This is a genomic window from Rhodoferax sp. TH121 (assembly GCF_002251855.1).
Taxonomy (GTDB): domain Bacteria; phylum Pseudomonadota; class Gammaproteobacteria; order Burkholderiales; family Burkholderiaceae_C; genus Allorhodoferax.
The window spans coordinates 365,536-391,264 of record NZ_NOXW01000020.1 but is presented as its reverse complement, the minus strand read 5'-3'; the positions used below and the strand labels follow the sequence as shown (position 1 = coordinate 391,264).

The 25,729-nt window shown below is 60.5% G+C and carries 26 protein-coding genes; 17 read left to right on the top strand and 9 right to left on the bottom strand.

Annotation, left to right across the window (positions count from 1 at the left end; translation table 11 throughout):
• Window positions 1-124 precede the first annotated feature (124 nt).
• From rho to CHU94_RS07795, 3 genes are all read left to right on the top strand, one after another.
• A complete protein-coding gene (gene rho / locus CHU94_RS07805; RefSeq protein ID WP_094478451.1) occupies window positions 125-1,387 on the top strand; it encodes a transcription termination factor Rho in 1,263 nt (420 codons plus the stop codon).
• Between the two features lie 73 nt (window positions 1,388-1,460).
• Window positions 1,461-1,718, top strand: a complete 258-nt coding sequence (locus tag CHU94_RS07800) for a type B 50S ribosomal protein L31 (RefSeq protein WP_066705893.1) — start codon at window positions 1,461-1,463, stop codon at window positions 1,716-1,718.
• A gap of 84 nt (window positions 1,719-1,802) precedes the next feature.
• Window positions 1,803-3,506, top strand: coding sequence for a hypothetical protein (locus tag CHU94_RS07795; RefSeq protein ID WP_094478449.1), 1,704 nt, complete (start codon window positions 1,803-1,805; stop codon window positions 3,504-3,506).
• Between the two features lie 12 nt (window positions 3,507-3,518).
• Here CHU94_RS07795 and phoR read toward each other — a convergent pair whose 3' ends face one another.
• From phoR to pstS, 7 genes are all read right to left on the bottom strand, one after another.
• Complete coding sequence (gene phoR / locus CHU94_RS07790; protein ID WP_094479320.1) at window positions 3,519-4,847, bottom strand: phosphate regulon sensor histidine kinase PhoR; 1,329 nt, start codon at window positions 4,845-4,847, stop codon at window positions 3,519-3,521.
• 17 nt (window positions 4,848-4,864) lie between these two features.
• Window positions 4,865-5,587, bottom strand: a complete 723-nt coding sequence (gene phoB, locus CHU94_RS07785; protein WP_094478447.1) for a phosphate regulon transcriptional regulator PhoB — start codon at window positions 5,585-5,587, stop codon at window positions 4,865-4,867.
• On the bottom strand, window positions 5,584-6,285 hold the full coding sequence (gene phoU / locus CHU94_RS07780) for a phosphate signaling complex protein PhoU (protein WP_094478445.1): 702 nt from the start codon (window positions 6,283-6,285) through the stop codon (window positions 5,584-5,586). The genes phoB and phoU overlap by 4 nt, the downstream gene beginning before the upstream one ends.
• A gap of 17 nt (window positions 6,286-6,302) precedes the next feature.
• Window positions 6,303-7,082: a phosphate ABC transporter ATP-binding protein PstB gene (gene pstB, locus CHU94_RS07775; protein ID WP_094478443.1), complete on the bottom strand. Its 780-nt coding sequence runs from the start codon at window positions 7,080-7,082 to the stop codon at window positions 6,303-6,305.
• Between the two features lie 33 nt (window positions 7,083-7,115).
• A complete protein-coding gene (gene pstA, locus CHU94_RS07770) occupies window positions 7,116-7,976 on the bottom strand; it encodes a phosphate ABC transporter permease PstA (RefSeq protein WP_094478441.1) in 861 nt (286 codons plus the stop codon).
• On the bottom strand, window positions 7,973-8,938 hold the full coding sequence (gene pstC / locus CHU94_RS07765) for a phosphate ABC transporter permease subunit PstC (RefSeq protein ID WP_094478439.1): 966 nt from the start codon (window positions 8,936-8,938) through the stop codon (window positions 7,973-7,975). Before pstC ends, pstA begins: the two co-directional genes overlap by 4 nt.
• Window positions 8,939-9,040: 102 nt before the next feature.
• Window positions 9,041-10,084 carry a phosphate ABC transporter substrate-binding protein PstS gene (pstS, locus tag CHU94_RS07760; RefSeq protein ID WP_094478437.1) on the bottom strand — a complete coding sequence of 348 codons (1,044 nt, stop codon included), beginning with the start codon at window positions 10,082-10,084 and terminating at the stop codon, window positions 9,041-9,043.
• A 196-nt stretch (window positions 10,085-10,280) separates the two neighbouring features.
• On the opposite strand from pstS, the gene CHU94_RS07755 reads away from it, so the two are divergent.
• The 3 genes from CHU94_RS07755 to CHU94_RS07745 all read left to right on the top strand — a co-directional run bounded on the left by CHU94_RS07755 (window position 10,281) and on the right by CHU94_RS07745 (window position 13,628).
• Window positions 10,281-10,784, top strand: a complete 504-nt coding sequence (locus tag CHU94_RS07755) for a fasciclin domain-containing protein (protein WP_094478436.1) — start codon at window positions 10,281-10,283, stop codon at window positions 10,782-10,784.
• 122 nt (window positions 10,785-10,906) lie between these two features.
• A complete protein-coding gene (locus tag CHU94_RS07750; protein ID WP_094478434.1) occupies window positions 10,907-12,055 on the top strand; it encodes an ABC transporter substrate-binding protein in 1,149 nt (382 codons plus the stop codon).
• Window positions 12,056-12,125: 70 nt separating this feature from the next.
• Window positions 12,126-13,628 (top strand): Ppx/GppA phosphatase family protein, encoded by a 1,503-nt coding sequence (locus CHU94_RS07745; protein ID WP_094478432.1) that lies wholly within the window; start codon window positions 12,126-12,128, stop codon window positions 13,626-13,628.
• Window positions 13,629-14,042: 414 nt separating this feature from the next.
• On the opposite strand, the gene CHU94_RS07740 is transcribed toward CHU94_RS07745, so the two are convergent.
• Window positions 14,043-14,348, bottom strand: a complete 306-nt coding sequence (locus CHU94_RS07740; protein ID WP_094478430.1) for a DUF1330 domain-containing protein — start codon at window positions 14,346-14,348, stop codon at window positions 14,043-14,045.
• A gap of 16 nt (window positions 14,349-14,364) precedes the next feature.
• Window positions 14,365-15,171 (bottom strand): IclR family transcriptional regulator C-terminal domain-containing protein, encoded by an 807-nt coding sequence (locus tag CHU94_RS07735; RefSeq protein ID WP_176451952.1) that lies wholly within the window; start codon window positions 15,169-15,171, stop codon window positions 14,365-14,367.
• A 179-nt stretch (window positions 15,172-15,350) separates the two neighbouring features.
• Between CHU94_RS07735 and CHU94_RS07730 the strand changes: the two genes are divergently transcribed.
• The 11 genes from CHU94_RS07730 (at window position 15,351) to CHU94_RS07680 (ending at window position 25,555) form a co-directional block, all read left to right on the top strand.
• Window positions 15,351-16,286, top strand: coding sequence for a shikimate dehydrogenase (locus CHU94_RS07730; RefSeq protein WP_094478428.1), 936 nt, complete (start codon window positions 15,351-15,353; stop codon window positions 16,284-16,286).
• Window positions 16,287-16,345: 59 nt separating this feature from the next.
• Window positions 16,346-17,554 carry an ABC transporter substrate-binding protein gene (locus CHU94_RS07725; protein WP_094478426.1) on the top strand — a complete coding sequence of 403 codons (1,209 nt, stop codon included), beginning with the start codon at window positions 16,346-16,348 and terminating at the stop codon, window positions 17,552-17,554.
• Between the two features lie 64 nt (window positions 17,555-17,618).
• On the top strand, window positions 17,619-18,494 hold the full coding sequence (locus CHU94_RS07720) for a branched-chain amino acid ABC transporter permease (RefSeq protein ID WP_094478424.1): 876 nt from the start codon (window positions 17,619-17,621) through the stop codon (window positions 18,492-18,494).
• Between the two features lies 1 nt (window position 18,495).
• Window positions 18,496-19,479 (top strand): branched-chain amino acid ABC transporter permease, encoded by a 984-nt coding sequence (locus CHU94_RS07715; RefSeq protein ID WP_094478422.1) that lies wholly within the window; start codon window positions 18,496-18,498, stop codon window positions 19,477-19,479.
• Window positions 19,479-20,237 carry an ABC transporter ATP-binding protein gene (locus tag CHU94_RS07710; protein ID WP_094478420.1) on the top strand — a complete coding sequence of 253 codons (759 nt, stop codon included), beginning with the start codon at window positions 19,479-19,481 and terminating at the stop codon, window positions 20,235-20,237. Before CHU94_RS07715 ends, CHU94_RS07710 begins: the two co-directional genes overlap by 1 nt.
• A gap of 3 nt (window positions 20,238-20,240) precedes the next feature.
• The gene (locus CHU94_RS07705) at window positions 20,241-20,990 is read left to right on the top strand and encodes an ABC transporter ATP-binding protein (RefSeq protein ID WP_094478418.1); all 750 of its coding nucleotides are present in this window, start codon (window positions 20,241-20,243) and stop codon (window positions 20,988-20,990) included.
• Window positions 20,991-21,014: 24 nt separating this feature from the next.
• A complete protein-coding gene (locus tag CHU94_RS07700; RefSeq protein ID WP_094478416.1) occupies window positions 21,015-21,902 on the top strand; it encodes a 4-hydroxyphenylpyruvate dioxygenase in 888 nt (295 codons plus the stop codon).
• Between the two features lie 5 nt (window positions 21,903-21,907).
• A complete protein-coding gene (locus tag CHU94_RS07695) occupies window positions 21,908-22,810 on the top strand; it encodes a sugar phosphate isomerase/epimerase (RefSeq protein WP_094478414.1) in 903 nt (300 codons plus the stop codon).
• 5 nt (window positions 22,811-22,815) lie between these two features.
• Complete coding sequence (locus CHU94_RS07690) at window positions 22,816-23,721, top strand: lyase family protein (RefSeq protein WP_094478412.1); 906 nt, start codon at window positions 22,816-22,818, stop codon at window positions 23,719-23,721.
• 638 nt (window positions 23,722-24,359) lie between these two features.
• Entirely contained in the window at window positions 24,360-24,800 is a 441-nt protein-coding gene (locus tag CHU94_RS07685; RefSeq protein ID WP_094478410.1) for a hypothetical protein, read from the top strand.
• Window positions 24,800-25,555 carry a 4-fold beta flower protein gene (locus CHU94_RS07680; RefSeq protein ID WP_094478408.1) on the top strand — a complete coding sequence of 252 codons (756 nt, stop codon included), beginning with the start codon at window positions 24,800-24,802 and terminating at the stop codon, window positions 25,553-25,555. The genes CHU94_RS07685 and CHU94_RS07680 overlap by 1 nt, the downstream gene beginning before the upstream one ends.
• Window positions 25,556-25,729: the final 174 nt, after the last annotated feature.

Sequence of the window (25,729 nt, the reverse complement as noted above, 5' to 3'; positions counted from 1 at the left end):
CCCCAAGGCAGGCGCCGATTCCCGGCACAGAACGCAGAGGCGCTTACCCAGTTTTGCCTCCCCCATCCCCCAGATTTTTGTAATTCGCCGAATATCGGTCAACGCCCTCACCGGGACCCATTTCATGCACTTAAACGAACTCAAGGCACTGCACGTGTCTGAAGTCCTCAAGCAAGCCGAAGAACTTGAGATTGAAAACACCGGCCGCATGCGCAAGCAAGAGCTGATGTTCGCCATCATCAAGAAACGGGCCCGCACCGGTGAGCAGATCATTGCGGATGGTGTGCTGGAAATCCTGCCTGACGGATTTGGCTTCTTGCGCAGCCCCGACACCAGCTATACCGCCAGCACCGATGACATCTACATCAGCCCGAGCCAGGTACGGCGCTTCAATTTGCACACCGGCGACATGATCGAAGGTGAAGTGCGCACCCCCAAGGACGGCGAGCGCTACTTTGCGTTGAACAAACTGGACAAAGTCAACGGCGGCCCCCCTGAAGGCAACAAGCACAAGGTCATGTTCGAAAACTTGACACCCTTGTTTCCCAAGGAACAAATGAAGCTGGAGCGGGACATCCGCGGAGATGAGAACATCACGGGCCGTGTGATCGACATCATTGCGCCCATCGGCAAAGGCCAACGTGCCCTGATCGTGGCACAACCCAAAAGCGGCAAGACGGTCATGATGCAGCACATTGCACATGCCATCTCTGCCAACTACCCCGACAGCTACCTGATGGTGCTGCTGATTGATGAGCGCCCTGAAGAAGTGACCGAGATGCAGCGCACCGTGAAGGGTGAGGTCATTGCTTCCACCTTCGACGAGCCCGCCGCTCGCCACGTGCACGTCGCCGAAATGGTGATCGAGCGTGCCAAACGTCTGGTCGAACTGAAAAAAGATGTGGTGATTCTGTTGGACTCCATCACCCGCCTGGCCCGCGCCTACAACAACGTGGTGCCATCGTCCGGCAAGGTCCTGACTGGTGGTGTGGACGCCAATGCCCTTCAACGCCCCAAACGCTTCCTGGGTGCCGCCCGCAATGTGGAAGAAGGCGGCTCACTGACCATCATCGCCACCGCCTTGGTGGACACTGGCAGCCGCATGGACGAAGTGATCTTTGAAGAATTCAAGGGCACTGGCAACTCCGAAGTTCACTTGGATCGCCGACTGTACGAAAAACGCGTATTCCCCTCCATCCAACTGAACCGCAGTGGTACCCGACGCGAAGAATTGCTCCTGCAGCCAGAAATTCTGCAGAAAACCCGCATCCTGCGCCAATTCCTCTACAACATGGATGAAATCGAGTCCATGGAGATGGTGCTCAAGCAGATGAAGGCCACCAAGAACAACAGTGAGTTCTTTGACATGATGCGCAGGGGCGGATAGAGGCTATAATCGGCGGTTTCGCGAAAAGTACGCCAGATTGGCTGGCGCGGCTGACGCAACTGATGGAGAAGATATGAAAGAAGGCATTCACCCCAATTACCGCGAAGTGTGCTTCCAGGACATGTCCAACGGCTTCAAGTTCGTGACACGTTCCTGCGCCAACACCAAGGAAATGATCAAGATGGAAGACGGTCGCGAACTGCCCCTCTTCAAGCTTGATACCACCAGCGAATCGCACCCCTTCTACACTGGCACGCAGAAGTCTGTGGACAACATGGGCGGTCGCGTTGAGAAGTTCCGCAACCGCTTCGGCAAAACTGCCGCCAAGTAATGTGGGATCAGGCTTGCGCCTGAGTTCTCTGCAAAAAGGCAGCCCGGATCTCCGAGCTGCTTTTTTTTTACCTGACTTGCGCCCGTGAAACACCCGACTCCTGCCATCGTTTCCCAAGCGGCTGTACGCCGCCTGCCCCGCTGGGCATTGCTGTTGCTGTGCCTCAGTTATGTATGTGCTGGTTTTTTTGGACGCGATGCGTGGCGCAGCGCTGATATCACCGCACTGGGTTTCATGGGCGCGTTGGCCCAAGGGGCGTCATCATGGTGGTCCCCCTCCCTCTGGGGTTGGTCGCCAGAACATCCTGCCGTATTGCCCTACTGGCTAGGTGCATGGGCATTGCAGCTGGCACCTGCGGCATGGGCTGCGGATTTTGTGGTCCGCATCCCTTTTGGTTTGCTGCTGGGGCTGGCCCTGCTGGCCACTTGGTACGGCACCTATTACCTGGCCCGTAGCCCTGCGGCCCAGCCGGTTGCCTTTGCGTTTGGAGGCGAAGCCCAACCCACGGACTATGCACGGGCCATGGCAGATGGTGGTGTGCTGGCCTTTATTGCATGCCTGGGCCTTGCCCAGCTGTCCCATGAAACCACGCCCGCCTTGGCACAGTTGGGTTTTGCTGCACTGCTTTTTTATGGCATCGCAGCCCTCCCGTACCGCAGCAAGGCCCCCCACGTAGCGATCTTTGCAGGTCTGCTTGGCATGGGCCTGTCTGGCGCTCCGACCATGGCCATGCTCTACCTGCTGGGAGGCGCACTGGTGCATTGGCTGGACCGTGAACCAGGCGAAACAATACAAACAACGCGCTCGGCAAGGATCAAAGCCTTGTTAGCACTGCCAGCCTACGCCGCAGTGGTTTGCACAGCGGCGTACCATTTGGATCTTTGGCGTTGGAAGGTAGAGGCACCTGCCTTGTCCTGGGGTACGGTGGACGGTTTCGCCCAGCTGCTAATCTGGTTTACATGGCCCGCTTGGCCGCTGGCCTTGTGGACACTGTGGCGTTGGCGCTGGCAGCTTTGGAGCCGAGGGGTACATAGACATCTGGCTTGGCCGCTCTGGTTTGTGCTGGTCACTGTCCTTGCCACACCATTGGGCAGTGACTCGGACCGCACTTTGCTACTGGCACTGCCCGCGCTGGCAACGTTGGCAGCCTTTGCCCTGCCGACGCTCAAACGCCAAGTGGCAGCGCTGATCGACTGGTTTACGCTGCTATTTTTCTCGGGCTGTGGATTCACCATATGGGTGGTCTGGATCGCCATGCAGACTGGTGTACCCAGTCAGCCGGCGGCCAATGTGGCACGCTTGGCACCCGGATTTCAGGCGAGCTTCTCGCTGCTCGCCTTCAGCGTAGCCATCGTGGCCACGCTGGCTTGGGCCTGGCTGGTCAAATGGCGGGTCGGCAGACACCGTGCCGCCATCTGGAAAAGCTTGGTACTCCCTGCCGGAGGGGCCGCCTTGTGCTGGCTCTTGCTCATGACACTGTGGATGCCGTTGCTCAATTACGCGCAGAGCTACCGTAACCTGGTACAACAGGCTACGCCTTGGGTAGGACCTGAAGGCTGCGCAGAAACGGGCAGCCTGCGTGCCGTGCATCTGTCCGCCTTCCAGTGGTACAGCGGCATACGTTTGGTGGCCGCCGATGGCGAGAGCACCTGCGAGTGGCAACTCAGCGAGCCCACTGAGAACATGGGAATTCGCCCCTCCGTCGACGCTGGCCGGTGGGCACCACACACCCTGTTGCGGCACCCCGTGGACCGGGCCGAGGCAGTCTGGCTATTGCGCAGACGCTGAGCCAAAAGACGTTTAGGTAGCTATGCCCCTCACCCGGCTGGCTGGGAAAACCAGGGAGAACACAGAGCCCTTGCCCGGTGTACTGTCAATGCGCAGTTCTGCGCCATGGCGTTGGGCTACATGTTTGACAATGGCCAGCCCCAAACCGGTACCACCGGTATCTCGCGAACGGCTGCGATCCACACGGTAAAACCGCTCTGTCAACCGAGGCACATGCTCTGGCGCAATACCCGGCCCAGTGTCCTCGACAGACAATATGCACGCGCCATTGCCCACTGATTGCCAACGCACGTGGATGCTTTTGTCTGCAGGGGTGTAGCGCACCGCATTGCCCACCAAGTTGAACACCGCACTGTAGAGCTCTGCTTGTGAGCCTGCCAGTTCGCAGGGCGGGCCGGACTCGAACACAATACTCTGCGCGCGTCCCCACAGAAGACGTGACAGTTCAAGCGATTCGGCTTCACAGGCTCGCAACATAGCGGCAATCGACACCCAGTCATGCGCCGATGGCAGGGGACTGCCCTCCAGCCTAGACAAAGTCAGCAAGTCGTTCACCAGGCTTTGCATGCGTTGCGCCTGCTGGGCCATGAGACCCAAGTACCGTTGACGCTCTTCCTCATCCAAAGGCAGGGACTGCAGGGTCTCGACAAAGCCAGCCAACACGGTCAGCGGGGTTCGGATTTCATGCGACACATTGGCCACAAAATCGCGGCGCATGGCCTCCGCCTGCTCCACCGCGGTAATGTCTCTCGACAGCAATAGACTGCGGCCTTCACCATAGGGGTGTAGTTGCACCGACAAGCGCACCGGTATGGCGTTGGTACTGTCGCGTCCTGGCATCACCACATCGTGGCTGAAATCACGCTCGGCAAAATACGCCGCGAATTCAGGGTCGCGCACCAGATTGCCAAAGTGCTGCAGCAAGTCCCGGCGCACATCAAAACCGAAGTGCACCCCTGCCATCTGATTGAACCACTCGATGCGCCCCTGGGCATCGAGCAAAACCACCCCGTTGGGAGAGGCCTGCAAAGCAGCCAAAAAATCCTGCAGTTTGCCTTCGCCCTCTACCACTTGGCGTTCACGCGTACGCAACAGGCGACGCATACGCTCTGCGGCTTCTCCCCACAGGCCTTGACCCAACGCCAATTCGGTGGACTCTCCGCGCCGCAACCAGTTCAAGAGCCGCAAGCCACGCACGGCATCCAGCAACAGCCACACATAACCCGCCCCAATCGCGGCAACCAGGGCCGTCCAAACACGTGCCCCAGGAGCTACCAGCACCCATGCCAATGCAGCGGCAGCGGCCTGCAGCCCCACAAAGGACAGCAAGCGCCACACCATGCCCGATCCGCCTTGGTTCACGCGCTGGCTTTGTCTGCGGACACTGCAATCGCCGGCTTGGCCGTCAACCGGTACCCTGCACCGCGCACGGTCTCCACCATGGGACCGGCCACGGTCAGCGCCTCGCGCAAACGCTTGACATGCACGTCCACCGTCCGCTCTTCGATATACACATGGTCACCCCATACCTTGTCCAGCAGCTGGGCACGGCTGTGCACGCGCTCAGCGTGGCCCATGAGGTAATTCAACAGTTTGAATTCCGTAGGCCCCAGCTTCAGGGGTTGCCCTTCAAACGTGACCCGGTGGGTGGAAGGGTCCAGGCAGAGTCCCGCAATGGTGATGACCTCCCCCGCCTCCTCAGGCGCTCGGCGGCGCAGCACCGCCCGGACGCGGGCAAGCAGTTCCTTGGTGGAGAACGGCTTGGCGATGTAGTCATCGGCTCCTGCATCCAGCCCCGCCACGCGGTCTGCCTCATCGCCACGGGCGGTGAGCATGATGATCGGTGTGTCCTTGGTGCGTGGGTCATTGCGCCAACGTTTGGCCAGTGTCAGGCCACTTTCGCCAGGCAACATCCAGTCCAGCAAAATCAAATCAGGGGCGGAGGCATCAATCTCGCGCTGGGCTGACTCACTGTCCATGGCCCAACGCGGCCGAAAGCCGTTGTGCCGCAGGTTGACAGCAATCAGCTCCGCAATGGCCGACTCGTCTTCCACCACCAGAACGGCGGGCATGTTTCTCATTTGACGATGGACTCGATTTTTTCCATGGTGGAGTGGCGTACATCTTCGCCCTTGACCACGTAGATGATGAATTCAGCGATGTTCTTGGCATGGTCACCAATGCGCTCGATCGCTTTGGCCAGGAACAGTAGGTCCAGGCTGGGAGAAATCATGCGCGGGTCTTCCATCATGTAAGTGACCAACTTGCGCACAAAACCATCAAATTCGGCGTCGATCAGGTCATCCTCTTTGAGAATGGCCACCGCCGCATTCACATCCAAACGGGCAAAGGCATCCAGCGCCTTGTTGAGCAACCCCGAGGCCAAATCGGCTGCGACACGCAACTCCAGTGAGGGCAGAGAACGTGGAGCACCGCTCTGAATAATGGAGCGCACCATCCGTGCAATCTTCTCCGCCTCGTCACCCACACGTTCCAGGTTGGCTGTGGTTTTGGAAATGGCAATCAGCAAGCGCAGATCACGTGCAGTCGGCTGGCGGCGCGCAATGATGGAGGAAAGATCGCGGTCGATCTCGATTTCCATGGCATTCACCCGCGCTTCGCGCGAGGTGACTTCGTTGGCCACCTCTACGCTGAATTGGGACAGCGCGTAAATGGCTTGGCGAATTTGCGACTCCACCAACCCACCCAGTTCCATGACCTGGGTGGAGACCGATGTGAGTTCACTGTCGAATTGGGTAGAGAGATGTTTATCAGACATGGGAGCCTCTGTGTCGATCAGCCGAAACGGCCGGTAATGTAGTCTTCAGTCTCTTTGCGCGTGGGTTTGAAGAACATTTGCTCGGTAGGACCAAACTCCACCAAGTCACCCAGGTACATATACGCCGTGTAATCGCTGCAGCGGGCAGCCTGCTGCATGTTGTGTGTCACGATCACCACGGTATAGTCGTTCTTCAGTTCCACAATCAACTCCTCCACCTTGGCCGTAGAAATCGGGTCCAGCGCCGAACAGGGCTCGTCGAGCAACAGCACTTCGGGCTTGATGGCAATGCCGCGGGCGATGCACAGGCGTTGCTGTTGACCACCGGACAGGCTGGAGCCGCTCTGGTGCAGCTTGTCCTTTACTTCGGTCCACAAGGCCGACTTGCGCAGTGCCCATTCGACACGTTCTTCCATGTCGGTGGCATTGAGGTTCTCGAACAACTTCACACCAAAGGCAATGTTGTCGTAAATCGACATTGGAAACGGTGTGGGCTTCTGGAACACCATGCCCACCTTGGCACGGAGCAAAGCCACATCTTCCTTGCTGGTCAGCAGGTTCTCGCCATCCAGCAGGATCTGGCCCTCCGCTCGCTGCTCGGGGTAGAGCTCGAACATGCGGTTGAAGATGCGCAACAAAGTGGACTTGCCGCAACCCGATGGGCCAATGAAGGCCGTGACGCGCTTTTCGGGGATTTCGAGGTTGATGCCTTTGAGGGCATGGAATTTACCGTAGTAAAAGTTCAGGTCCTTGACCGAGATCTTGGACTTGGTCGGTGCAGCAGGCGTATTCAGCATGGATGGTTTCCGTTCTATGCGGGCTCGGCGGCCTCAGGATTTGTTGCGGGTCAACACGCGGGCCAGAATGTTCAGGCCCAGCACGGCGATAGTGATCAGGAAGACGCCAGCCCAGGCCAGCTGCTGCCAGTTTTCGTAGGGACTCATGGCGAACTTGAAGATCGTGACGGGCAGGCTGGCCATGGGCTCGCCCAGGGACGAGGTCCAGAACTGGTTGCTCAATGCGGTGAACAACAAGGGCGCGGTTTCACCAGCAATGCGGGCCACCGCCAACAGCACACCGGTGATCACGCCCGCACGGGCCGCCTTGAGGGTGATGCTCAGAATAACTTTCCACTTGGGCGCTCCCAGTGCGTAGGCCGCCTCACGCAATCCGGCTGGCACCAGTTGCAGCATGTTTTCGGTCGTACGAATCACCACAGGAATCACGATCAGCGACAGGGCCATGATGCCGGCATACCCCGAGAAGGACTTGAAACGCGACACCACCACGGCGTACACAAACAGGCCGATGACGATGGAGGGTGCGGACAGCAGAATATCGTTGACGAAACGGGTGAGCGAGGCCAGCCATCCCTTGGAGTCGAACTCGGCCAAGTAGATGCCCGCCATCACACCAATGGGCGTGCCCACACAGGTGGCGAGAAAGACCATGAGAAACGAACCGTAGATGGCGTTGGCCAAGCCGCCTTCTTCATTGGGTGGGGGTGTCATCTGGGTCAAGGTAGCCCAGTTCATGCCACCAATCCCCAAACGGAAAGTTTCGATCAGGATCCAGAACAACCAGAACAGACCGAAGGCCATGGCCGCCAGGGCCAAGCCCGTGGCGATGACGTTCACGCGCTTGCGCTGTGCAAAGCGGGCCGCGCGGACTTGCGACAAGGTTGCGCTCATGTTTTGGTTCCTTCAGCCTTGCGCAAGCGCGACAGCAACAGTTTGGAGAGCGAGAGGATCACAAAGGTGATGAAGAACAAAACCAAGCCCAGGTACATCAAGGCCGCTTGGTGCAGGCCTTCGCCGGCTTCGGCAAACTCGTTGGCCAGGGCCGACGTGATGCTGTTGGCGGCCTGGAACAGGCTCAGCGAATCGAGCTGGTTGAAGTTGCCGATGACAAAGGTCACTGCCATGGTTTCACCAATGGCGCGCCCCAGACCCAGCATGATGCCCCCGATTACACCGGTTTTGGTGTAGGGCAGCACCACCTTGGACACCACTTCCCAAGTGGTAGCACCCAGGCCGTAGGCCGACTCCTTGAGCAAGGGCGGCGTTACTTCGAACACATCACGCATCACCGAGGCGATGAAGGGGATGATCATGATGGCCAAAATGATGCCGGCCGACAGGATACCGATGCCCACGGGCGGACCGGAGAAAAAAGCACCCAGGTAGGGAATTCCGTTGGTCAGGCTTTGCAAGGGCTGCTGCACGTAGGTGGACAGTACCGGACCGAACACCAACAGGCCCCACATGCCGTACACGATGGAGGGCACGGCGGCCAACAACTCGATGGCAGTGCCCAGCGGGCGCTTGAGCCAAGCGGGGGACAGCTCGGTCAGAAACAGGGCGATACCGAAGCTCACTGGCACCGCAATCAACAAGGCAATGAACGACGTCGCCAGGGTGCCGTACACCATCACCAAACCGCCATACTCATTTTGAACAGGGTCCCAGACGGTGCTGGTCAAAAACGAGAGGCCATATTTACTGATGGCTGGCCAAGCGCTGATGGTCAGAGAGGTCAGGATGGCCAGCAGCAAGGCCAGCGTCAACAGGGCTGAGCCTTTGGCAAGCCAACCGAAAAGTCGGTCAGCCAGCGGGCCCGAACGGGCCCGCTTGACGGGAGGTGGTTGGGTCATGGCACGAGAGGACTGGGTAGCAGACAGACTGGACGGGGAATCCCCATGCACGAGTGTAGAGGACATGGGGGTGTTCTCCGTCAGTTCAGTGGTAGCGGTTGCTTACTTGAAGGCCACAGGCTTGCCAGCGCCATCCTTGATCTCGCCCCAGGATTTTTGGATGACGGCGATCACGGAAGGAGGCATGGGCACGTAGTCCAGATCGGCAGCAGCCTTGCCACCGTTGGCGTAGGCCCAGTTGAAGAACTTCAGGGTCTCGGTCGCGTTGGCGGGCTTGTCCTGCTTCAGGTGCATCAGGATGAAGGTGGCACCGCTGATAGGCCAGGCATCCTTGCCAGGCTGGTTGGTCAGGATTTGGTAGAAGGACTTGTTCCAGTCTGCACCGGCCGCCGCAGCCTTGAACGCTTCGTCGTCAGGTTTGACAAAATTGCCTGCAGAGTTTTGCATTACGGCATAGTTCAGCTTGTTTTGCTTGACGTAGGAATACTCCACATACCCCATGGAGTTGGGCAGGCGGCCCACAAACGCAGCCACTCCTTCGTTGCCCTTGCCACCGGCACCCACAGGCCAGTTGACGGCTGTGCCTTCGCCCACTTTGGCCTTCCACTCAGCGTTCACCTTGCTCAGGTAGTTGGTGAAGATGAAGGTAGTGCCAGAACCGTCAGCACGGCGCACTTGGGCAATGGCCGCATCAGGCAGCGCCAAGGTCGGGTTCAGGGCCTTGATGGCGGGGTCGTTCCACTTGGAAATTTTTCCCAGGTAAATGTCACCCAAGACCTGGCCAGTCAGCTTCAGTTGGCCGGGTTCAATACCTTTGACGTTGATCACAGGCACCACGCCGCCCAATACAGTGGGGAATTGCATCTGGCCTTTGGACTTGAGTACTTCGTCGGTCAGGGGGGCGTCAGAGGCGCCAAAGTCAACGGTCTTGGAGTCGATTTGCTTGATACCACCACCGGAACCGATGGACTGGTAGTTCACCTTCACGCCAGTGGCCTTGTTGTAGTCAGAGGCCCACTTGGCATAGATGGGGGCAGGGAAAGAAGCGCCTGCACCGGTAATTTCTTGGGCGCCAGCAGCACCGGCAAAGCCCACTGCTGCGGTCATCGCGGAAACCAGCAGTGCGCGTTGGAAGGAAATGATCATGAAAAACCCTCAGTCGGTTGGTTGAGAAAACTGCGAACGATGTGAATTTAAGAACCTTTTGTGACAAAGACATGACATTCGACGGTTTTTCTGACTCCAGGCACCGGCGCGGGCGAAGTCACCGGACTTTCAAGCCTCTGTCACATTCCTGTCACGCAGGATTTCTACGCTTCGCGCTTTCATCCCGGAGCATCCCATGACCTTCAGCACCTCTCTCTCCCTGGGCCGCCGTGGCCTGCTGGCAGCCGCCCTGCTCACCGGCATGGTGGGCTGCGCCACCCGTCCGGCACCAGTTGACTTGGCCCAGACACTGGCAAACACCCCTTCCTTGAGCAACCTCAACACCCTGGTGGCCCAAGCCGGATTGACCGCAACCCTGAAAACCGGTGGCCCCTTCACGGTGTTTGCACCCAGCAATGACGCCTTCAAGGCGGTGCCTGCCAAAACCATGGATGAACTGGCCAAGAACCCCGAAAAGCTCAAAGCATTGCTGGCCTACCACGTGGTACCCGCCAAGCTGATGGCCGCTGACGTGAAAAACAGCAATATGAAGTCACTGCAAGGCAGCATGCTGGCACTCGCCAAAGCCGGCGACTTTGTCACCGTGGAAGCGGCCGCAGTGACCCAGGCCGACATCGCAGCCACCAACGGCGTGGTGCATGTGGTGGACACCGTGCTGCCGGCGCCCGCAAGCAAGTAAAGCCGCCGCCCGCATCCATGGCCCGAAATCGGGCCTTTTTTTATGGAAATTGGCACCTAGGCCTTATGGGACATGCGCGAGCAGCTCCTACTTTTATAGCAAAATCCTCCGTTGGAACACCCATGCTTAACTCCCCTTCCCGTCCTCTGCTGCGCCGCAGATTTCTTGGCTGTCTGGCCAGTGGTGCCGGCCTGCTTGGCAGCGCCACCAGCTGGGCCCAGGCCCCCCGCGCGACGGCCGTGACACCCAGCGTGCTGCAGGTCGTGGACATGTCGGAGAGCCAAATTGATGTGTCGAAGGACTTTTTGATCGGTGCGCGCGCCGCCTGGCAAGACCTCAATAGCCGTGGCGGCATCCGGGGCAAGGCGGTCAGGCATGTCGTGGTGGAGGTAGACGGAAGTCCGCAATCCCTGCGTTCGGCGGTGGACACGCTCAAGGCCCAACCCGAGTGCCTCGCTGTAGTGGGAAGCGCCGGGCACCGGGCAGCCAGTCAACTGGCCACCTTGCTGCAGCGCGAAATGCCCGATGTGGCCCACGTGGCGCCTTGGCAGCACAGCCAGCCGCTGGAGGGGCAAGACAGCACGTTTGGCATATTTGCCACGCGCCAAGAACAGATCAGCCACGCCGTGAAGTCGCTGTCCATCATGGGTGTGACCGAGGTGGGCGCCGTGTTTGCCTCTGCCGCGGAGCGCGTCAGCTACCAGGGCGACCTCGAGCAAGCCGCGGCCAACCTGAAACTCAAACTCAAAATCTACGTGCCCAGCAGCACCCTGCAAACCCTGGCCACCGAGTTGCGGCCCGACAGCCCGCGTATCCTGATCTTTCTGGGCGGCACGCCGGAACTGCTGCAATTTTCCCAAGGCATCGAGAAGCAGGCCGCGCAGCGCTACATCGTGGCCATGTCAGACGTCAACTTGCAAACGCTGCAGCAGCTGGGCGTCTCACGCTTTACCCCGGTCATCGCCACCCAGGCGGTACCGCCCGTCAACGGCAACCAACCCATTGTGCGCAGCTACCGCGAAACCTTGAACCGCCTGTTTGATGAGCCACCCACCCCACAAAGCCTCGCTGGCTATTTATCGGCCCGCTACACCCAAGAGGTCATGCTCACGCTGGACGGCGGCTTGAACCGCGCGAATCTGCTACAGGCCTTTGCCCGACGCCTGCCGCTGGACTTGGGGGGCTTTCGCATCAACCCCGACCTGCGCCGCAAAACCCCAGCCTTTGTCACCCAAAGCATGGTCGCGGCCGATGGCCGCCTGGTGGGGTAAGTCGCCGCATCCGGCCGCGGGCCGGTGCTATGCTCCTTGCAGCCTTTAACCCTTACCTGACAGAACGTCGATGCAAAACGGAAATCGCCTGGCCGCCGTGGACCTGGGCTCCAACAGCTTCCGCCTGGAAATTGGGCGTGTAGACCACGGTGAATTTCGACGGACCGAATACCTCAAAGAGACCGTCCGCCAGGGCGGCGGTCTGGACGAAGACCGCAACCTCACCCCAGCCGCCATGCAAGCCGGCTGGGAATGCCTGGCCCGCTTTGGCGAGCGCCTGGCGGGATTCAAGCCGAATGAAGTGAAAGCCGTGGCCACCCAGACGCTGCGCGAAGCGCGCAACCGCGACGCCTTCCTGGAGCGCGCCAACGCTGCGCTGGGTTTTCCCATCGACGTCATCTCCGGCCGCGAAGAGGCCCGGCTGATCTACCAGGGCGTGGCCCACATGCTGCCCGCCACCGATGAGCGCCGCTTGGTGGTGGACATCGGCGGACGCTCTACCGAACTGATACTGGGCACCGGACTCACGCCCAGCGTGATGGAGTCATACCGCGTGGGCAGCATTGCCTGGTCCAAGCGCTATTTCCCCGACGGCCAATTCAGCAAAAAATCATTTGAGATGGCCGAAATTGCCGCCAAAGCGGTGCTGGACGAAGCCCTGGACGCCTACCCGGCGGACCGTTGGGACACGGCCTATGGCTCTGCCGGCACGGTAGGTGCCATTGGTGATGTACTCGTGGCCGCGGGCTGGCCGGCTGGTGTCGTCTCGCAGGACGGGCTGGACTGGCTGCTGGAGCGCCTGATTGCGGCCCAAAGCGCGGACCGCTTGCGCATGCCCGGCATGCGCGAAGACCGCAAAGCCATCATTGGCGGTGGTGTGAGCGTCATGCGCGCGGTCTTCAACCTGCTGGGCATTACTGAGATGCAACACGCAGCTGGCGGCCTGCGCCACGGCCTGATCTGCGACTTGCTGGGCACGGCCAACACCTATGGCGACCTGCGCGCCAAAAGTGTGCAGCGCCTGGCCAGCAAATTCAATGTGGACACCGCGCACGGCGAACGTGTGGGCACAGTAGCCACCCACTTGCTGCAGCAGGTTCTGGGCGGCCCGCTGGACGAGCAGCACCCCGATCATGGCCGCACCTTCCGCAAACTCCATTGGGCGGCCCGCCTGCACGAGATCGGCAGCCACATCTCGCACAGCGATTACCACAAACACGGCGCCTACATCCTGGACAACGCCGACGCTGCGGGCTTCTCACTCTCGGAAATGCACCGCTTGAGCCTTCTGGTACTGGGCCATCGCGGCAAACTGCGCAAGCTCGAAGCCTCTTTGCAAGACAGTAACCTGGTCCTCCAGCTGATGTGCCTGCGCCTTGCGGTCATTTTGTGCCACGCACGGCGTGCGCCGGATTTGCAGGGCATGGTGTTGGCACGCGGAGAAGACCAAGCCTTCCAGCTGCGTTGCCGCAACGGCTGGGCCTCCGCGTTTCCGCAGAGCGCGCACCTCTTGCAAGAGGAAGTGCAGCTTTGGCAGAAGACGCCTTGGAGTTTGGAGTTGGTGGGGGTTTAGGTGCTTTGAGCCTGCACCGTTTTTTTAAACACCCACTCCCCCAGCCCCTCGCCCCGTCGGCGAGGGGAGCCTTCAACAGCCATATTTGGTTATTTCGCATCGAATACGGCCTACGCAAGCGTAGGTTGCCACTGCTATTTCGCACCACGGCCCGCACCTGCGGTTGTGGGACTTCGCAGAGCGCAGTGCGCCCACGCTGGCGGCTGCGACCGCCAGTGGCTCCGCACCTACTTGACGGCGTTCACCCCCAACGCAGGTTCGCGCCATGGCAAAAAGTAACCGCTCTAAGGCCCCGCCAGTAGCAGCGCAGCAGGGGCAAAAAACAAGATACGGCTGTTGAAGGCTCCCCTCGCCGACGGGGCGAGGGGCTGGGGGAGTGGGTGTTAAAGAAAGAGGGCCAGATAAGTAAAAGAATCACCCAGGCTGCGCCCCCTCATACCCCTCAATCACAATCACATCCGCCGTAGCCGCCCCCACCCGGCACTCCCGCGCCGCCTGGTACTCCGGTGAATTCCAGCAGTCCAGCGCCATCTGGTAACTCGCAAACTCAATCAGCACATTGCGGCTGCGGGCAGTCCCCTCCACCACCTCAAACGCACCCGAGCGCACCAAAAAACGCGCCCCGTATTTGGCAAATGCCACCGCGTTGGCGGTGATATAGGTCTTGTACTTCTCGGGATCGGTCACGTCCACACGTGCCACCCAATAGCCTTTGCTCATCGTCGGTCACCTTGTATCAAATCAGATTGCGCATGGCACGCGCGGTTTCCTGCAACACCGGCAACACGCGGGCTACGGCATCGTCCGTCGACTCGTTGCCCATGGGCATGGTCACATTCAGCGCGCCCACCAGCACGCTGTGTCGGTCCATCAGGGGCACGGCCACACCGCGGTGGTTCAGTTCCAACTGCTGCTCTGACACCGACCAGCCCTGCTGCCGAATGCGGGCCAATTCCACCCGCAAGCGGTCCTTGCTGGCAATGGTGTGCGAGGTGTAGGCGCGCAGTTCGCGGGTGGTGAGCCAGCGCTCCAGCCACTCCGGCTCGCGCATGGACAGCAGCAGCATGCCGGCCGCTGTCACTTGTGCGGGCACCCGTGCGCCCAGCACGTAGCCAGTGTTCATGGTGCGGTTGGTGCCATTGCGCGCGATATAGACGATGTCGTCCCCGTCCATCACACAGACGTAGGCAATCTCTTGCGTGCCCGCCGTCACCCGCTGCAAAAATGGCTGCACGATGCGCGGCAGCCGTGCCGACTCCAAGTAGGACTGGCCCAAACGCAAGACACGCGGCGTCAGCCAAAACAGCTTGCCATCGGTAGCCACATAGCCCAGGTACTGCAAGGTCAGCAGGTAACGGCGCGCGGCGGTGCGGGTCATGCCGCAGCGCTCGCCAGCCTGGCTGGCGGTCATGCGGGGGTGGGCGTCATCAAAGGCCTCAATGATGGACAGGCCCTTTTCCAGCCCCGCAATCCAGTCTTTCTTGTCCAGCCCCGGCATTTCGGGTTCGGTCAGGGCAAAAGGAGGAATGGAGGTAGGCGGCATACGCAAATTCTGGCGGCAAGGGGCGGCAAAAGGCCTAGTGATAACCCGCATTACGATCGATCATCGAACACCATCGTTCGTTGATCGATCATATTTACAGAAATATCCTTTTGAAATAGATGGCTCATGGCTAAAGTTCGCTTCGAAATCGCGATATTGATCGACAAACGAACAGACCCATGCTTTCCGCCGCCATCCCCCCCCTATCGGGTACCTCCGACGTTTACCTGATCGTCGGCTACCCGGTGGCCCAGGTGCAGGCACCAGTCCTGTTCAATGCCGTGTTCGCCCGCGCAGGCGTGAACGCCGTGATGGTTCCGGTGGAAATCGCCCCGCAACACCTGCTGGAGTTTGTGAAATCTGCCTTCTTGGCCCCCAATGTGCGGGGCCTGTGCGCCACCATTCCCCACAAAAATGCGCTGGCAGACGCGATGCACACCTGCAGCCTGAGCGCCCGTATAGCTGGGGCCGTGAATGCCGTGCGCCGCCTAGCCGATGGACGCCTCGAAGGCGAGATGTTCGACGGCCAAGGCTTGCGCGCCGCACTGGACTACTTTGGCATGGCCTACCGTGGCAAACGCGTGCTGGTGCTGGGCGCAGGCGGGGCCGCCGCGGCCATTGCCGCCGAATTGGCCAGCGCGGCGCCCCATGCAGCCGCCCAGGTCAGCCTCTATGACCCCGCACCCGGCAAAGCCCAGGCTTTGGCCCAGCGCTTGGCCGCCCAGACGTCAGCGCCGGTGGCGGTGGTCACCACCAATGACCCAGCCGGGTTTGACCTGGTGATCAACGCCAGCCCGCTGGGGCTGAACCCCGACGACGCCCTGCCCTGCGATGTGCAACGCATAGAGCCCCACGCGGCGGTGATGGACATTGTGATGAAGCACCAGCCCAGCCGCTGGGTGCGTGCGGCGCGGGCCCGTGGCCTGCAGGCTCAGCCCGGGTTTGAGATGCTGATCCAGCAAACCGCGCCCTACCTCGACTTTTTCGGCCTGCACCCCGCAGCCGAACTTGTGCGCAGCGATGCGACCTTTCTGCGCGAGCAGATCTACCCCGGCACGCTGCGCGGCGAGATCCGCGGGCGTGAGCCCCACCTGCTCATCCCTGCGCTGCTGTGACGGCACCGCACTGACCCATCACCCTGGCTTTCCATTTTTTCAACCGAGGAGACAACGACATGCAAAAACGAAATACTCTCAAATTGATAGCTGCTTGCGCAGCATTGGTGTGCTCTACAGCCACTTTTGCCCAAGAAACCATCAAGATCGCCAACATTGTGGAACTCTCCGGCGGCGGCGCCACTGCGGGCACCAACTTCAAGAACGGCGTGGAATTGGCCGTGAAAGAAATCAATGCCGCAGGCGGCATCCTGGGCAAGAAGATCCAGACCATCACCTCCGACACCCAGTCCAACCCCGGCGTGGCCAAGGGCCTGACGCAAAAGGCCGTGGACGACGACGTGTTTGCCATCTTTGGCCCGGTGTTCTCTGGCTCCATCATGGTGTCCATGGCTGAGAGCCGCAAAGCCGAGATCCCCAACTTCACCGGCGGTGAAGCGGCCAGCATCACCATGCAAGGCAACCCCTACATCTTCCGCACCAGCTTCACCCAAGCCACGGCCATGCCCAAAGTGGCGCGTTACATCAGCGACCAAGCCAAACTCAAGACACTGGCCGTGGTCTACGTGAACAACGACTTTGGCAAGGGCGGCCTGGACATGATCAAAAAGGCGCTGGACAAATCGCCCACCAAGATCGTCACTGAAATTTCCACCGACGCGGGCCAAGTGGACTTCTCGGCCGCTGTGCTGAAGGCCAAACAAAGCGGCGCCGATGGCGTGTTTGTCTACTCCAACGAAGAAGAGTCCGCCCGCATGCTGCGCGAGCTGCGCAAGCAGGGCTGGAACAAGCCCATCATTGGTGAAACCACGCTCACCGGCCAAAAGGTCATCGAGCTGGCGGGCGAGGCCGCCAACGGTGCTGTAGCCCACGTGGGCCTGACGGTCGATGCCCCCCTGCCCGCCATCCGCGCCTTCCGCGCCAAGTTTGAGCGCGACTACAAATACGTGTCCGACCACAACGGCATGAAGGGCTATTCCGGCGTCTACGTCCTCAAGGCTGCCATCGAGAAGGTGGGCAAGCTAGACCGCAAAGCCGTGGCCAACGCCCTGCACAGCCTGGTCGTCACCACCGACAAGGAACCCGGCATCCTGATGAATGTGGCCTTTGACCAGAACGGCGATCTGGATCGCGAGAGCTTCCTGGTAGAAGTGAAGAACGGCCAGCAGGTGGTCGTAGCCACCCTGCCTCCGCTCAACCCCATCGCCGTGAACAAGCCAGTGGCTGCTGCCCCCGCCGCCAAAGCCGCAGCGCCTGCCAAGAAGTAAGCCTGCCTGACCCGGGGCCCATGCCCCGGGTCCACGCGTCCCACGTCACACCACGGGAACCCCCATGACCGATTTCCTCCAACTCTTTTTCAGTGGCATGGCCACAGGCGCCATCTATGCCCTGGCTGCCCTGGGCTTTACCTTGCTCTGGCAAGCCAGCGGCACCATCAACTTCGCCCAGGGCGAGTTTGTGATGCTGCCGGCTTTCATGATGCTGGGCTTCCTGAGCCTGGGCGCGCCTATGGCCGTGAGCTTCAGCATGACCGTGGTGCTGGCGGTGTTTCTGTTGGGCTGGGTGTTCAAGCGCGGACTGGTCGACCCACTGTTCAAGTTCGGCATGATGCCCATCGTGGTGGCCACCATCGGCCTCTCGATCGCCATGCGCAACGGCCTGCGCGCTGGCTACAGCGCAGAGGCCCATCCCTTCCCCAGCTTGTTTGCCGACAAGCTGTTCAATATTGCAGGCGTGACCATCACGCTGGCCGATGTCGGCACCTTCAGCATCGCGCTGGTGCTGGTGTTTGCCACCCAGGCTTTCATGACCAAGACCGTGACAGGCCGCGCCATGCAAGCCGTGGCACAAAACACCGAGAGTGCCAGCGTGCTGGGCATCAACGTGCCGCGCATGATCTTTTATGCCTTCGCCATCAACGCCATATTGGCCGTCGCTGCAGCTCTCTTGGTCACACCCACGTACCTGGCCAAATTCGACATGGGCGAGTCGCTGGGCACCAAAGCCTTCTTCGCAGCCATCATCGGCGGCTTCAACAACTCACGCGGCGCCCTCCTGGGCGGGCTCATCGTGGGCGTGTGCGAGAACCTGGCTGCGGCCTACATCTCCCCGGCCTACAAGGATGCGGTGGCGTTGGTCATCTTCATGGTTGTGATTCTGTTCAAGCCACAAGGGCTCTTGGGCAAGAAGGAAGAGCGCAAGGTCTGACATGAAAAAACTTACTCTTATTTTGATAGCTGCTTGCGCAGTATTGCTGTTGGCTGCACCGCCTTTTCTCAAGAATTACGGCATTTACCTGCTGTCCTACTGGCTGGTCTTCGTGATCGCCACCATGGGGCTGAATCTGACCGTGGGTTATGCAGGGCAAAAATCACTGGGGCATGCGGCCTTCTTCGGCATCGGCGCTTACACCGTGGCCATCCTCATGAAGGCCGGCTTCAGCTTCTGGCTGGGCCTGCCTGCTGCCGCGCTGATCTGCTTCTTTGTCGGCATCGCGCTGGGCTTTCCGGCACTGCGGGTGCAGACCATCTACCTGGCCTTTGCCACCCTGGGCTTCAACACCGCGGTCTGGTTGGTGATGCGCAATGAAGAGTGGCTGACTGGCGGCACCTTCGGCATCAACAATATTGCTCGCCCCAGCCTGTTCGGCATCTCGCTAGAAGGCAACCTGGCTTACTACTACTTTGTGCTCGCCACCGCGCTGCTGTTGGGAGCCCTCCAATGGGGCTTGCTGCGCAGCCCCTGGGGCAAGGCCTTCACTGCCCTGCGGGACAACCCCATCCGCGCCGAAAGCCTGGGTGTCAATACCCGCAGCTACACGCTGCTGAGCTTCGCCATTGGCGCTGCGTACGCCGGTATAGCTGGCGCGCTGTTCGCATCGCTGGTGCAGTTCATCGAACCCGCGCCCTTCACCGTGGGTGCCTCCATCATGATGTACCTCATGGTGGTGGTGGGCGGCCCGGGTTACTTCCTGGGCCCGCTGCTGGGCTCGGCCGTGGGCGTGATCCTGCCCGAGTGGCTGCGCTTTGCGCAGGCCTGGTACCTGTTCGTCTTCGGCGCCGCCGTGGTGGTGCTGATGATCTGGCTGCCCGATGGCCTGCTGAGCATTCCCGACCGCATCAAGGCCAAGCGCCAGGCCCGCGAAGCCAGCGCCGCACGCGCCGCCGCCGCACAACAACAGGGAGCCCGATGATGAGCCAACCCGTTCTCAAAGTTACCAACATCAAGAAGGCCTATGGCGCCATCCAGGCCGTGGGCGGTGTGTCCTTCGAAGTCATGCCTGGCGAGATCTTCGGCGTGATCGGGCCCAACGGCTCGGGCAAAACCACCCTGTTCAACAGCATGCTGGGCCAGATTACCCCGGACGAAGGCAAGATCGAACTCAATGGCCGTGACGTCACACAGGCCGGTCCGCTTGAGCTAAACCGGTTGGGCGTAGGCCGCACCTTCCAGACCCTGCAAGTCTTCGGCAAGATGAGCGTGCGCGACAACCTGCTGGTCGCCGCACAGGAGCACAAGGGCACCATGCTCAGCCGCATGTTCGCCCCCAGCGACTCGGGCCTGGGCGCCAAGGCCGACGCGCTGATTGACCAGTTCCGCATCCGCCATGTAGCCGACAAGAAAGCCGGCGAGTTGTCCTACGGCCAGCAAAAGCTGGTGGACATTGCCATGGCCTTCATGAGCGAGCCCGACCTGGTGCTGCTGGACGAACCTTGCGCAGGCGTGAACCCCAGCTTGGTGGGCGGCATCAGCACCCTGCTGAAAGAACTCAACCAGAACCCCAAGTTCGGCAAGCAGAGTTCCTTTGTCGTGATTGAACACAACATGGACTTCGTGATGGACCTGTGCCACCGCATCATGGTCATGGTCGAAGGCCAGGTCTTGGCCATTGGCACACCCGCCGAAATCCGTGCCAACAAACAGGTGCTGGACGCCTACCTGGGGAGCTAAGCCATGAGCACCAACAACATTGCCATTGAATTCAAGGACGTCGTAGCCGGCTACAAGGATTTCATGATCCTGAACAACCTGTCCTTCCAGGCCAAGCGCGGCACCATCACCCTGCTGCTTGGTCCCAACGGGGCGGGCAAGTCCACCGTGCTCAAGACCCTGTTTGGTCTGCTCAAGCCACGCCAGGGCGACATCCTGCTCGACGGCGTGAGCGTCGCAGGCGCCACGCAAAAGCAGCTACTGGCACAAGGTATTGCCTTTGTGCCCCAAGGCCGCAACCTGTTTGGCCAGCTCAGCGTCTGGGAGAACCTGGAGCTGGGCGGCATCACGCTGGGCATGAAGACTACGCACGAGCGCATCCCCGAAGTGCTGGAGTTCTTCCCCCGTGTGAAGGAGCGCCTGCACTCCGCGGCGTCTGCACTGTCTGGTGGAGAGCAGAAGCAGCTGGAGATCGGCCGCGCCCTGTTGCTGCGCCCCAAAGTCATCCTGATCGATGAGCCCTCCATCGGCCTCTCGCCCATGGTGGTGGCCGATGTGTTCAAGCTGCTGCGCAAGCTGGCTGACCAGGGCACCACCGTGCTCATGGTCGAACAGAACGTGAAGAGCGCGCTGAAGATTTCGGACGAAGCCATTGCGCTGGAGTCGGGCCGCCTGGTGCTGCAAAAGCCAGCTTCCGAGCTGCTGGCAGACCCGAATATCGAACGCCTGTTCCTGGGTGGCGCGCACACCGCTGCGTCGCCCGCCACTGTTTAACTTTTGTCCTCCCCGGGAGTCCCCATGGCCAACACTTCCCCCCGCCCCAGCGGCGCAGACCGCGAGCACATCGACGAAGGCCCCAACCCGCTGGGCCTGGAAGGCATCGAGTTCATCGAATACGCCACGTCCAAACCGCAAGCCTTGGGCCAAGTGCTCGAAGCCATGGGCTTCCGCCCGATTGCGCGCCACCGCTCGCGCGAAGTTCTGTTGTATCGCCAGGGGGATGTGAACGTCATCGTCAATGCCCACGGCCGGGGTGCCGCACTCACGGAGAAGCCGGTGATTGCCGCCATTGCGCTGCGTGTGCTGGACGCATCGGCTGCCTACAAACGCGCACTCGACCGTGGCGCCTGGGCCGTGCCGGTGCAGGTGGAGGTGATGGAGCTGCACATCCCCGCCATCCACGGCGTGGGCAACAGCCGCATTTACTTTGTGGACCGCCACCGCGAGTTCTCCATTTACGACGTGGACTTCACTCCCGTGCCGGCGGTGGACAAGTTCCCGCCTGCCATCACCGGCCTGCACTTCTTTGGCGTGGTGCAATACATCGGCAATGACCGCGTGGACGACTGGACTGAGTTCTACGGCTCCCTTTTCGGCTTTACTGCGCTGGAGCCCGAAACCCGCTTCGGCATCCTGCCCAAGGGTCGCATTTTGCAAAGCCCCTGCAAGACTTTCTACCTGCAGCTGATTGAGCCCGAACCGGGCGTGCTGGATGTGGAGGACGACGAATGCTTCCAGCGCGTGGGCCTGGGCACCCCGGATGTGCAGGCCACGGTGACGGCCTTGCGTCAGCGTGGTGTGGACTTTGTGCCCAGCAAAGACCCCGCACAAGACAGCAAGGGCGCGCTGACCCGCCCCACCATGGGCAACGCCATGTTTGAGCTGGTTCACCACGTGCGGAGCTGAACGCCATGAGCCAATTCGACGGCAAGTTTGACGACTTCGGCATGGACACCATCACGCTAGCCGGGCCGCTCAAGGCCAAGCTGGCGGCCATGAAGGAGGCCGGCTTCAGCCAGGTGATGCTGTTGGCCCGCGACCTGGTGGGCCACCCCGACGGCTGGCAGGCTGCGGTGCAAGAGGTGAAGGACAGCGGCCTGCGCGTCACCGGCTTTCAGGTGCTGCGCGACTTTGAGGGCCTGTCGGGCCACCTGCACGACTACAAGGTGGACATTGCCAAAAGCATGATGGAGATGTGCGCCGCGCTGGACTGCCGCGTCATGCTGGCGTGCTCCAGCACGTCCACCCACGCCACCGGCGACACCGCCACGCTGGTGAAGGACCTGCGCAAGCTGGCTATGTTGGCCATCCCCATGAACATCAAGATCGCGTTCGAGGCGCTGTCCTGGGGCCGCACCATCAATGAGTTTCCGCAGGCTTGGGACCTCATCATGGAAGCCGACATGCCCAACCTGGGCCTGGGTTTTGACTCCTTCCACATGTTCGCCACCAAGACGCCGTTGGACGATCTGGAGATCCTGGACCCCAGCAAGATCTTCCTGGTGCAGCTGGCCGACTTCATGTGGAACGAGATCAAAACCGTGGAGGAACGTATCAGCACGGCGCGTACCTTCCGCGTCTTCCCCGGCGAAGGCGTACACAGCGAGGCCCTGGCCCAGCTGGTGCTGAAGCTGCACCAGCTCGGCTACCGCGGCGACTACAGCTTTGAAGTCTTCAACGACGACTACCAGCAGATGCCGCTGGCCACCGTGGCCCAGCGCGCACGCCGCGCCGCCCTGTGGCTGGGTGAGGATGTGCTGCGCCGTTCCGTGCCGCTGCCCAACCAGTTGCGCCTCAAACAAGCACGGCGCTGATTGCCATGAGCAGTGTGTTTGAAGATTTTTTGCATCCGCCGGAGGTGCTGGAGTCCTTCGGGGCCCAGCGCTTTGTGGCGGCCATGCTGCGTGTGGAGGCAGCGCTGGCGCAGGCCCAGGCACAGTGCGGGCTGATCCCCATGCCAGCGGCCCAGTCCATCGTGGGCACCTGCAAGGTAGACCTGTTTGACGCACCCAAGATCGTGCGCGACAGCGGCCGCGCAGGCAGCCTGGCGATCCCGCTGGTCAAAAGCCTGCGCGAGACGGTGGGCCTGTTCAACCCCGAGGCCGCCTCCTACGTGCACTTCGCCTGCACCAAGCAAGACTTGGTGGATACAGCCACCGTGCTCATCACCCGTGATGTGCTGGAGCGGCTGCGCAGCGATGTGCAGCATTGCACCCACCGGCTGGACGCCCTGGGCACGCCCAAGGACGCAGCCCCCCTGCTTCGTGCGCTGCAGCGCCTGGAGCACAGCGCCAACACAGCCCTGTGCGTGCAACTCAATGGAACGCTGGCGCAGGCGCCCGAGCGTGGTGCCGAAGTGGTGCAGCTGGTAGCCCAGCAACTGGGCCTGACTGTGCCCGCTGCGCCGTGGCACACCCAGCGCGACGCCTGGGTCGCCCTGGGGTGTGACCTAGGCTTGCTGATTGGCAGCCTGGGCACGCTGGCCAAAAGCATGGCACGCGACGCCGTGGCCGACGAGGTGCCCGCCGGCTGCCTGGTGGCCTTGGCCATGGCCAAGCGCGCGCCGCAGCGCGTGGCCGGCCTGCTGGCCTCCATGCCCGACGCTTACGAGCGCGGCCTGGGTGTCTGGCAGGCTGAACAGACCGACTGGGCGCAGCTGTTGATGTCCGCGCAAGCTAGTGCCGATGGAATGCGGCAGGCCTTGCAAAGGGATGGGCGGGGTTAGGTTGGAGAAACCACGCTATAAGGACTGCCACAGCGGTTCCTATGGTGAGCGAAGCGAGAGGAATGGACGATGCCTTGGGGCCAGTTACGGAACTTCAAGAATGACTGCTTTGTGGACGCTCTAAGCGGGAAGCGGAGAGATCAGATAGATTCCCGTGTCATTGCTGCTTCAGACTGATCTGAGTCAATCACGATCCGGCACCTTAATGACTGCATTGACCATTACTGGTCGTTCGGAACTTAGTACCAACTTTGACCGGTCCGCAACCCAGAGTAGGCATTGGCGAATGTTTCGGCGGCAAACCGACGGTGAGCTTCCGCTTAGTGTTGACCGTACAGGTGCTCTCGACCCAAAGCAGTAGGTCACGAAACCAGCAAGCAGACGTGCAACGAGCGAGCTAAATAGGCTTCGAAGGCGGGAAACCTTGGCCCGGGTTGAGATAATGAGCCGAGTACGTCAGGTCGGGCCAAGGTTTCCTGCCGTAGTGGTTCCGGTTGCAGGAGGGGCCAGTCATCAGCGCGTCGCTGGTAGCCGTGGACGGTGCTGCGACGACAAAGTGCCTTGGGGATACAGTCACAGATAAAAAGATGCGCGATCACGATTGCCATACTCATGATTGCTAGACGGAGGAATGCACTTTGACCACTGATTCGAATCAAGCGCCGACGTCGATATCTCCGGCGACTACCGCTTCAGCAGATTCTTCCGCGCCACAGCTTATCAACCCCCTCGGCTTTATTCAGTCAAGTCTGGCTGGAGTCACGGTAGATGATCTGCTAAAGAACAAGCCCGCACTCACGATGTTGTTGCATGACCATAACAGGCTCAACAATGAAAACGGATCTTTGAGCAATGAATTGAATACCGCAAATACGTACGTAAGAGGCTACGAGAACGCGAAGACAAGGGCCAGAACCGGGGCGGTCTTTCAGGCTGCTGCGGCCATTCCGATCGGGTTTTCGATCAACATTTTGACGGGTGGCAATACCGCCTTGGTGACAACTGGCTGGGCGGTTATGGCGATCGGGATCATTTTTCAAGGCATAGGCCTGTACTACGCCTTCTGGGGGGAGAACTGATGACCGTCAGGTACATCTTCAATACCAGTGGGAACTACGTCGCCTTTGTCCAAGGAGGCCATTTGTTCGATTCCAAGTCGAAGTGGATCGGCTTCATTGAAGACGGCGACGACGTGTACAGCGCAGAAGATGGGGCATACATGGGCACTCTTTCTGCCGACGATCGACTGCTCGTAAACACAGAGGTTCAAGGGCACCGCCGTTTGCGCCCGCTGCGACCTTTGAGACCTCTTAGGCCGCTGCAACCGCTGCGCAGACTCCGAATGTCTAGGCTGCCGCGTGGCTATCGGGATTACTTCGAGGTGGAGGTGTCCCGGCCTACATCAAAGTTACTCGAGTCCTTGGCGTCACTGGTCAGCTCCGGGCACGTCCCGCCGGAGGCAGCCGCCGAACTCTTGGCAAACATCGGAAATAGAACCTTTTCGGAGATGCTAAGTACTGACAACATTCTTGATAGTCAGTTGAGGACCCCAAGCGGAGTCTTCCTGGGCAGCGTGAACCGCAACACGTTCGACAGTGATTCACTGGTCAACCCGTTTGGTCAGTATGGAAGTCGCTACTCAGCTGAATCCATATTCAATCAGTACTCCCAATACGGTAGTCCGTACGGCGCAGAGTCTCCGTATAACAAGTTTTCGACCACTCCACCGATGTTTGTGAAGAACGGGGCAACGTTAGGCTACTTGACCGTCAATCAGTACTTGACGCCTCGACTTGGCCCGGATGAGTTTGTCAGTTGGCTGGGGAAAAGTTAAGCGGACTTCACGGCCAGACTTTTGAGCACGTGCTCCGCAGGTGTATTGCTTCTGCGTTACGTGCGGGGTGTCAACGTCTCTGGGAAGCCGCCGCCGCCTCCAATTTCGAGCGAAGAAATGCACCTGAGGAGTACGTGCTGCTTTCAACATGCATTCGGCAATTTGTCCGCCGGG